This is a genomic window from Achromobacter sp. RTa, assembly GCF_000757485.1.
Taxonomy (GTDB): Bacteria; Pseudomonadota; Gammaproteobacteria; order Burkholderiales; family Burkholderiaceae_B; genus Achromobacter.
The window spans coordinates 175,516-185,073 of sequence record NZ_JPYO01000043.1 but is presented as its reverse complement, the minus strand read 5'-3'; the positions used below and the strand labels follow the sequence as shown (position 1 = coordinate 185,073).

The following is a 9,558-nucleotide window of genomic DNA, read 5'->3' as shown; positions in this document are numbered from 1 at the left end:
TCAATTCCTGCGGGTGTCTCGTACGGGTGTCAGACACTTGGATATCTGCGCTGCGCGGCCCGGGAACCGAACGCGGTGTCAGACACCCGGGGGCGCCGGCCTCAATTTGTACGGGCATCTCGTACGGGTGTCAGACACCTGGATATCCACGCCGCGCACGGCCTCAGCCGCAAGACACTGCGTAGGCCCCAAAAGGCCGCCCGCGCGGCCGGCCTGGGGCGGGCAACGCAAGATCGTCCGCGGCCAAACCGTCGCCGGCTAAAACCCAAGCACACCAATCGCCCCGGCGGCCGAAAAATCAACGCCGCCCGAGCCGGACGCGGCGGGGGACTGGGATGCGCGGGGCGTCGATAAGCCCAAGGGAATCCGAAGGCGGTCGCCGCAGGCGACAACGAGGATGACGCAGGGGAAGTCCGGAGCGAAGGCTCCGGACCGCAATCGTGGACCCGCGCATCCCAGGCACACGACGTGGCTGGCGGCCCGGGAACCGGAGCTGGTGTCAGACACCCGGGGAGCGTCGGCCTCAATTCCTGCGGGTGTCTCGTACGGGTGTCAGACACTTGGATATCTGCGCTGCACGGCCCGGGAACCGAACGCGGTGTCAGACACTTGCCTCAGCACGCCGCGCGGTTTTATAGCCAGCCGGATTTGCGGAATCGCCAGTACAGGATGGAACAGGCCGAGGCGATGACCCCGAGCGTGACCGGATAGCCCCAGGGCGATTTCAGTTCGGGCATGAATTCGAAGTTCATGCCGTAGATGCCGGCGATGGCGGTGGGCACCGCCAGGATGGCGGCCCAGGACGCCAGCTTGCGGGTCGTGTCGTTTTGAGCCGCCTGGCCGATCATCAGGCTGGCTTCGAACGCGAACGCCAGGGATTCGCGCAGGGAATTGAATAGTTCGTCCACGCGCAGCACCCGGTCGGCCACCTCGCCGAAGTACGGCCGCGCATGCTCGTCCACGGCCGACATTTCCACGCGCGCCAGGCGGCGGCAGATCTCGGCCAGCGGCGACACCACCGTGTGGATGCGCAGCAGATCGCGGCGCTGCCGGTACAGCCTGCGGATGTCGGAGTCCTTGGCGCCGCGGATCAGCAGCTTCTGCTCGGCGCCCTCGACCACGGATTCGATCTTGCCGGCGGCCGCGACGTAACGGTCGACCAGCCAATCCAGCAGCTCCGAGGCCACGTAGTCGCTACCGCGCTTGAGCAAGTCGGGCGAAGCCTCCAGCCGTTCGCGCAAAGGGCTATGGCCCGCGGTGGCGCCTCGCCGCACCGTGACCAGGAAACCGTCGCCGATGAGGAACTGGGTTTCGCCGAAGATCGGGCGCTCGGCCTCGACCTCCACCGTGATGGCCACGATGAGAATCATGTTGCCGTAGTCGATGATCTTCGGCCGCCGGTGGGCCTCCAGCATTTCTTCCTGGTTCTTGTCGCAGGCGCCGAGTTCGCTGGCAACCTTGGCCAGCAGCTCGGGACCGGGATTGCGCAGGCCGATCCAGAGCATGCCGTGGCCCTGGCCGACGTACTGCCCGACCTCCTCGATCGGAACCTCGCGTTCCCGCCGTCCGTTGATGTAGGCGATCGACGCGATGACCTCGCCCTTCGGGGCGCCGGCGGCGTGTTCTTCAGTGGACATAAACACCCTCAGACTATGCGATCCCTGCAGGACAGCTTATGCGTATCGGGCGATGATAGCCCGTTCTACGAGAACAGATTGCGCACCCGGCGCGCCACGTCCACACTGGGCGCCTGCGGTTCCTTCAGGGCGCCGCGCCCGGCGGGCAGCTCCGGCAGCTTGGGCAGATGGTCGAACAGCGGCAGCATCGCGTTCGAGATATAGCGGGTGCGCGACCCGTACACATGGCGGTCGCCCATGCCGGTCTGCTGATGCACATAGAAGCGCTGCGGCACGATGAGCTGCAGGCGTTCCTTGGCCCGGGTCATGGCCACGTACAGCAGGCGGCGCTCTTCCTCGATCTCTTCGGCCGTGCCGGTGCTCATGTCGGACGGGATACAGCCGTCAACCACGTTCAGCACGTAGACCGCCTTCCATTCCTGCCCTTTGGCGGAATGGATGGTGGACAGGATCATGTAGTCCTCGTCGCGCAGCGGCACGCCCGATTCGTCGCTGGTTGCGTCCGGCGGATCCAGCGTCAGCTCGGTCAGGAAGCGCTCGCGCGACGGGTAGCCCGACGCGATGCGCAGCAGTTGGTCGAGGTCGGCGCGGCGCACGCGCGCGTCGTCGTAGAGGCGCTCCAGTTGCCCCGCGTACCAGCGCAGGGCCAGATCCGCGTCGGCCGGCCATTTCAGCCCGGGATCGCACAGCGCCGCATAGGTATCGGCGAACCCGCGCCACTCTTCCTGCGCCGCCGCGCCAGGCTTGAACTCGCGCAGCGCGCGCAAGGGTTCCGCCGACGCGGCCATGGCGTCCATCAGCTTGCCCGCCGTGGCCGGGCCGATGCCCGGCAACAGTTGCGCCACGCGGAAACCGGCCATGCGGCCCCTGGGATTCTCGGCCCAGCGCAACAGCGACAGCAGGTCCTTCACGTGCGCGGCTTCCAGGAAGCGCAGGCCGCCGAATTTCACGAAGGGAATGTTGCGGCGGGTCAGCTCCAGTTCCAACGCGGCGCTGTGGCTGGAGGTGCGGAACAGCGCGGCCTGCGATTTGAGCGTGGCGCCGCCCTCGCGTTGCGCCAGCACCTGGTCGGCCACCCAGCGCGCCTGCCCGGCCTCGTCGCTGACCGTGACCAGCTCGGGCAACTGGGACGACTGGCGGTCGGTCCAGAGGTCCTTGGCGTAGCGTTCGGTCGCCTGGCCGATGACGGCATTGGAGGCGTTCAGGATGGGCTGAGTGGAGCGGTAGTTGCGGTCCAGCGTGATCACGCGCGCGGGCTTAGGGAACTGCGAGGGAAAATCCAGGATATTGCGCACGGTGGCCGCGCGGAACGAATAGATGGACTGCGCGTCGTCGCCCACCACCGTCAGGCCGCGCCCGTCGGGCTTCATCGCCAGCAGGATGGCCGCCTGCAGGCGGTTGGTGTCCTGGTATTCGTCCACGAGCACGTGGTCGAAGCGCGCGCCCACATCCGCCGCTATCCCCGGATCCGACATCATCTCGGCCCAGTAGAGCAGCAGGTCGTCGTAGTCCAGCACCTGCTGGTCCTGCTTGGCGGCCACGTAGCCCCGGAACAGGTTCTTGAGTTCTTCCTCCCATTGGGCGCACCAGGGGAAGGACGTTTTCAGCACATCGGCCACTGGCGTCTGGCTGTTGACCACGCGCGAATAGATGGCCAGGCAGGTGCCCTTGAGCGGAAAGCGGGACTTCGTCGAAGACAGGCCCTGTTCATGGCGGACCATGCCCATCAGGTCCTCGGCGTCGCCGCGGTCGTGGATGGTGAAGGCTTCCGACAAGCCGATCCGTTGCGCGCAATCGCGCAGCAGCCGCGCGCCGATCGCGTGGAAGGTGCCCGCCCAGGGCAAGGATGGCGGCTGCTGCGTGGCGCGCAGGTTCATCACCCGCTGCAGCACCGAACCCACGCGCCGCTCCATTTCCAGCGCCGCGCGGCGGGAAAACGTCAGGAGCAGCATGCGCTGCGGGTCGGCGCCGTTCAGGATCAGATGGGCGACCCGGTGCGCCAGGGTGTTGGTCTTGCCCGAGCCGGCCCCCGCGATCACCAACAGGGGGCCGTCGTCCCCTGGCGCGCCCGCCACGCCGAACTCGGCCGCTTCGCGCTGGGCAGGGTTGAGATCGGCCAGGGGATCGGGACGGCCGGGGGCGGATGGGGACGGCAGGCGGGTCGGGTCGGACATGGAACTGGGCCGCGGGCGGCGGCCTCGGTAAAGAAAGAGCCGGGACATTGCCCGGCTTCGGATTGGCACTGTATATTTATACAGAATTTTTTGATTTCCGTCCGATCCGCTGGGCGCCCGCGCCTCGCCCCCTACGCGTCCGCCCCATGAGCCTCCTGACCGGCACCGCCTCCTGGACCGATCCCACGCTGCTCGCCTGCGGCCGCTTCTACCCGCCCGAGGTCCGCAGCGCCGAGGCCCGGCTGCGCTTCTACGCGTCGCGCTTTTCCATGGCCGAGGTCGATTCCAGCTACTACGCCATGCCCACGGCGGAAAACTCCTATCTCTGGGACCAGCGCACGCCGGACGGATTCGTCTTCAACATCAAGGCCTTCCGGCTGTTCACCGGGCACCAGACGCCGCTTTCCGCGCTGCCGGCCGACATCCGCCGCGAGCTTTCCGGCTGGCCGGAATCCGTCATCTACCATGACCGCATGCCGCCAGACCTGCGCGACGAACTCTGGCGCCGCTTCCAGCTCGCGCTGGAACCGCTGCGTCTGCCCGGCAAGCTGGGCGCGGTGCACTTCCAGTTCCCGCCCTGGGTCCGGCGCGACGCGCGCGGCATGGCGCGGGTGGCCGACTGCGCGCGGCGCATGGAAGAACACCTGGTATCGGTGGAGTTCCGGCACGGCAGCTGGTTCGGCTCGGCCGCGGCCACCGCGGACACACTGGCGTTCGAACGCGAGCTCGGGGTCGCGCATACCGTGGTGGACGCGCCCCAGGGCTTCTCCAATACCGTGCCGGCCATCTGGGAATGCACCCATCCTGATCTGGCCCTGCTGCGCCTGCACGGACGCAACGCAGCCGCCTGGAACGTTTCGGGAACGGCGTCATCCGGCCGCTTCCAGTATGAATATTCGGAACAAGAGCTGGCCGAGCTGGCCGAGCGCTTCTCGCGGCTGGCGGCGCAAAGCGCCCAGGCGCACGCGGTGTTCAACACCAATTTCGAAGACCAGGGCATGCGCAATGCCGCGGCCTTTGCGGCGGCGCTAGCGCCGGCCTGACTGGGCCACGGCCAGGCCGGCGGGCGCATGCGCCACTTCCGCCAGGCTTTCCAGCAGCACCTCGAACTTGCGCGCGATCTCGTTCTCGGGAACGCAGGCGTAACCCAGCAGCAAGCCGGGACGGCGCCCCTCGTCGTTGACGTAGTAGCGCGACAGCGCGCGGGTCAGCACGCCCTTGCCGCGCGCCACGTCCACCACGCGCAGGTCGTCCATGTCCATGGGCAGGGTCAGCACCAGATGCAGGCCCGCCATGCTGGCGTCGCGGTGCAGCCAGTCGGGGCCCAGCCGCCGTTCGATCAGGTTCACGAGCATGGCGCGGCGGCGCCCGTACAGCATGCGCATGCGGCGGATGTGGGCGGCGTAATGGCCTTCCGAAATGAAGGTGGCCAGCGCCGCGTGGGTCATCAGATGGCCTTCGCGGTAGAGTTCGGCGTGCGCGGCCTGGAACGCTGCCGTCAGGGCCTTGGGCAGCACCAGGTAGCCCACGCGCAGGCCCGGATACAGGGTCTTGCTGAAGGTGCCCATATAGATGACGGGCGCGTCGGGCTCCAGCCCCAGCAGCGAGGCGATGGGCCTGCCGGAGAAGCGGAACTCGCTGTCGTAATCGTCCTCGATGATCCAGCTGCCGCTCTGGCGGGCCACCGCAAGCAGTTGCCGGCGGCGGGCCAGCGACATGACCGGGCCCAGCGGATACTGGTGCGAGGGGGTGACGAAGATGAAGCGCGGCGGCGTGCCCACGATGTCGGGCAGCCGCATGCCCTCTTCATCCACCGGCAGGTGCACCGTGCGCAGGCCGTTGGCCTGCAGGATGGTGCGGGCGCCCCAGTAGCCCGGGTCCTCGACCCAGGCAGTCTCGCCGGCCTCGCCCAGGATGCGGGTGGTCAGGTCGATGGCCTGGTGCGAGCCCTCGGTGATGATGATCTGCTCGGGGTCGCAATCGATGGAGCGGGTCAGCGCGAGGTGCTGCGCCAGCGCCTCGCGCAGCGCCGGCAGGCCGCCGCCATAGGCGTAGGTGAGCAGGTCGGGCGAGGGATTGCGCCACAGGCCGCTGAAGATGCGGCCGAACTTCTTGTGCGGGAACTCGGTCAGGTCGGGCACGCCGGGCATGAAGGCGCCCCACTGGTAGGGCGAGGCCGACACGCCGTCGACGATGGCGGCGCCGCGCGGCGACAGCGCCGGGCGCGGCTGGGGCGGCGGCGGTTGGCGCCTGCGCCGGCCGCTGGCCAGGTAGGAATCCGGGACGGACGCATTGACGAAGGTGCCGTTGCCCTGCCGGCTGCGGGTATAGCCCTCGGCCAGGAGCTGGCTGTAGACGTGCACCACGGTATTCCTGGCGATACCGAGCTCGGCCGCCAGGTCGCGCGTGGCGGGCAGGCGCGAGTCGGCGGCGATGGCGCCGTCCAGGATGGCTTCCCGGATACCCTGGTATAAGCGCTTGTTCATCGGCTCGCCGGACCCGTCGGCCAGGCGCAGCAGGAGCAAGTCACCAACGATGGAACGCAATTGGTTCTACCTGATTTATCAAAGTGGTTCCCACAAATGGAGCCATCGTAGCATTAAATAGGAGTGTTACTTACCGCCCATCATGCTCTGCGAGGCTGAGATGAAGAATCAGGACCTGAATACCCGCCGTTCCCTGGCCACGCCCCGTGGCGTCGGCGTCATGTGCGACTTCTACGCGGTGCGCGCCGAAAACGCCACGCTGTGGGACGCCAACGGCAAGGAATACATCGATTTCGCAGGCGGCATCGCCGTCCTGAACACCGGCCACCTGCACCCGAAGGTCAAGGCCGCGGTCTCGGCTCAGCTGGACAACTTCACGCACACGGCCTACCAGATCGTGCCGTATGAAGGCTATGTCTCCCTGGCCGAGCGCATCAACCGCCTGGCCCCGATCGACGGCCTGAAGAAGAGCGCCTTCTTCACCACGGGCGTGGAAGCCGTCGAAAACGCCGTCAAGATCGCGCGTTCCGCCACCGGCCGCTCGGGCGTGATCGCCTTCTCCGGCTCGTTCCACGGCCGCACCATGCTGGGCATGGCGCTGACCGGCAAGGTCGCCCCCTACAAGCTGTCGTTCGGCCCGATGCCGGGCGACATCTATCACGTGCCGTTCCCCAACGCCACGCAGTCCATCACCGTGGCGGATTCGCTCAAGGCGTTGGACCTGCTGTTCAAGTGCGACATCGACCCCAAGCGCGTCGCGGCCATCATCATCGAGCCGGTGCAGGGCGAAGGCGGTTTCAACATCACCCCGCCCGAACTGATGACGGCGCTGCGCAAGGTCTGCGACGAGCACGGCATCCTGCTGATCGCCGACGAAGTGCAGACGGGCTTCGGCCGCACCGGCAAGCTGTACGCCATGGAGCACCATTCGGTCCAGGCCGACCTGATCACCATGGCCAAGAGCCTGGGCGGCGGATTCCCGATCTCGGGCGTGGTCGGCCGCGCCGACGTGATGGACGCTCCGGCCGCGGGCGGCCTGGGCGGCACCTACGCCGGCAACCCGCTGGCCGTCGCCGCCGCGCATGCCGTGCTGGACGTGATCGCCGAGGAAAAGCTGTGCGAACGCGCCACCCAGCTGGGCGACAAGCTGCGCGCGCACCTGGAAGGCCTGCGCGCCAAGGTTCCCGGCATCGCCGACGTACGCGGCCTGGGTTCCATGGTCGCCCTGGAACTGAACGATCCCGCCACCGGCAAGCCGGACGCGGAAGCGGTCAAGCGCGTGCAAGCGCGCGCCATCGAAAAGGGCCTGATTTTGCTAAGCTGCGGTGTATACGGCAACGTCCTGCGGTTCCTGTACCCCTTGACCATTCCCGACGCCCAGTTCGATCGCGCGCTGGCTATCCTGTCCGAGGCGCTCGCCGCCTGAGGCCGGGGGCCTGAACACCCGATTTTCCGGCGTACAGGCACAATCATTGCGGGCGTAGCGGCTTCCGGCTCGAACATCGAGCCGGAAACCCGCGGCGCCCGCAAGCGTTTCCTGGCCGCCCGCCTTCCATTCAAGGAGACTCCAACAATGACAGCATTGACCCAACCTCTCGCGCGCCCCGACCTGCTGCGCGACGCCTGCTACATCGACGGCAAGTGGGTGGGCGCCGGCGACGGCCCCTCCATCCCCGTGGGCAACCCCTCCACCGGCAAGACCATCGTGTCGGTGCCCAAGCTGGGCCGCAAGGAAACCGAACAGGCCATCGCCAGCGCCGAGGCCGCCCTGCCCGCCTGGAGCGCCAAGACCGGCAAGGAACGCGCCGCGATCCTGCTGAAGTGGGCGCAGCTCATGCTGCAGCACCAGGGCGACCTGGCCGCCATCATGACGTCCGAACAGGGCAAGCCCGTGACCGAAGCCGCCGGTGAAATCGCCTACGCCGCCTCGTTCCTGGAATGGTTTGCCGAAGAAGCCAAGCGCATCGACGGCGACATCCTGCAAAGCCCGAAGGCCGGCCAGCGCCTGATGGCGCTCAAGCAGCCCATCGGCGTCACCGCCGCCATCACGCCGTGGAACTTCCCCGCCGCGATGATCACGCGCAAGGTCGGCCCCGCGCTGGCCGCCGGCTGCACCATGGTTGTCAAGCCCGCCCAGCAGACGCCGCTGACCGCGCTGGCGCTGGCCGTGCTGGCCGAGGAAGCCGGCGTGCCCGCAGGCGTGTTCCACGTCGTCACCGGCAGCTCGCGCGAGATCGGCGCCGCCCTGTGCGAAAGCGACGTCGTGCGTAAGCTGAGCTTCACGGGCTCCACCGAAGTCGGCCGCACGCTGATGGAGCAATGCGCGCCCACCATCAAGAAGCTGTCCCTGGAACTGGGCGGCAATGCGCCCTTCATCGTGTTCGACGACGCCGACCTGGACCGCGCCGTGGACGGCATCCTGGCCTCGAAGTACCGCAACGCGGGCCAGACCTGCGTCTGCGCCAACCGCATCTACGTGCAGGCCGGCGTCTATGAAGAGATCGCCAAGCGCCTGGTGGCCAAGGTCGAGGCCATGAAGGTGGGCGACGGCTTCGCCGCCGGCGTCACGCAAGGTCCGCTGATCGACAGCAGCGCCGTGGAAAAGGTGCAGGAACACATCGCCGACGCTACCGCGCACGGCGCCCGCGTGATCGCCGGCGGCAAGCCGCATGCGCTGGGCGGCACGTTCTTCGAACCGACCGTGGTGCGCGACGTGACCCAGTCGATGCGTTTCGCGACCGAGGAAACCTTCGGCCCGGTCGCCCCGCTGTTCCGTTTCGAAACGGAAGAGGAAGTCATCGGCATGGCGAACGACACCATCTTCGGCCTGGCCGCCTACTTCTTCACCCGCGACTACGCCCGCATCTGGCGCGTGTCCGAAGCGCTGGAGTACGGCATCGTCGGCATCAACACCGGCATCATCTCCAACGAGGTCGGCCCGTTCGGCGGCGTCAAGCAATCCGGCCTGGGCCGCGAAGGCTCGAAGTACGGCATCGAAGAGTACCTGGAAATCAAGTACCTCTGCGTCGACCTGGGCGCCTGAGTTCTTGGCGGGGCTGTCAGGCGCTGCTTGGATCCGGGTGTCTGACCGGCTTTGCGCGTCGAGAAGTGTCTGACACCCCTACGAGACGCCCTCACGGCCAAGTGCGGCTGCCACCCGGGTGTCTGACACCCGGGCAGGACAGCGACAGCCTGCACGAGCGTTTCGTATGGGTGTCAGACACTGCTTGGATTCGGGTGTCTGACATTGCGCGAGGACGG

General features: G+C 67.6%; 6 protein-coding genes. 3 read left to right on the top strand and 3 right to left on the bottom strand.

Annotated elements, in window-relative coordinates; all coding sequences use genetic code 11:
• Positions 1–632: 632 nt before the first annotated feature.
• Together JL37_RS23815 and JL37_RS23810 are read right to left on the bottom strand one after the other, a co-directional pair.
• The gene (locus tag JL37_RS23815; RefSeq protein WP_043547422.1) at positions 633–1,637 is read right to left on the bottom strand and encodes a magnesium and cobalt transport protein CorA; all 1,005 of its coding nucleotides are present in this window, start codon (positions 1,635–1,637) and stop codon (positions 633–635) included.
• A gap of 65 nt (positions 1,638–1,702) precedes the next feature.
• The gene (locus JL37_RS23810; RefSeq protein WP_052097573.1) at positions 1,703–3,811 is read right to left on the bottom strand and encodes an ATP-dependent helicase; all 2,109 of its coding nucleotides are present in this window, start codon (positions 3,809–3,811) and stop codon (positions 1,703–1,705) included.
• Between the two features lie 146 nt (positions 3,812–3,957).
• Here JL37_RS23810 and JL37_RS23805 point away from each other — a divergent pair, with 146 nt between their 5' ends.
• On the top strand, positions 3,958–4,854 hold the full coding sequence (locus JL37_RS23805) for a DUF72 domain-containing protein (RefSeq protein ID WP_043547421.1): 897 nt from the start codon (positions 3,958–3,960) through the stop codon (positions 4,852–4,854).
• On the opposite strand, the gene JL37_RS23800 is transcribed toward JL37_RS23805, so the two are convergent.
• Positions 4,840–6,357 carry a PLP-dependent aminotransferase family protein gene (locus tag JL37_RS23800; RefSeq protein WP_043547419.1) on the bottom strand — a complete coding sequence of 506 codons (1,518 nt, stop codon included), beginning with the start codon at positions 6,355–6,357 and terminating at the stop codon, positions 4,840–4,842. The two genes, JL37_RS23805 and JL37_RS23800, sit on opposite strands and share 15 nt — an antisense overlap.
• Before the next feature lie 100 nt (positions 6,358–6,457).
• Between JL37_RS23800 and JL37_RS23795 the strand changes: the two genes are divergently transcribed.
• Both JL37_RS23795 and JL37_RS23790 read left to right on the top strand, forming a co-directional pair.
• A complete protein-coding gene (locus tag JL37_RS23795) occupies positions 6,458–7,723 on the top strand; it encodes a 4-aminobutyrate--2-oxoglutarate transaminase (RefSeq protein WP_043547534.1) in 1,266 nt (421 codons plus the stop codon).
• 147 nt (positions 7,724–7,870) lie between these two features.
• On the top strand, positions 7,871–9,340 hold the full coding sequence (locus JL37_RS23790; protein ID WP_043547418.1) for an NAD-dependent succinate-semialdehyde dehydrogenase: 1,470 nt from the start codon (positions 7,871–7,873) through the stop codon (positions 9,338–9,340).
• The last annotated feature ends 218 nt before the right edge of the window (positions 9,341–9,558 follow it).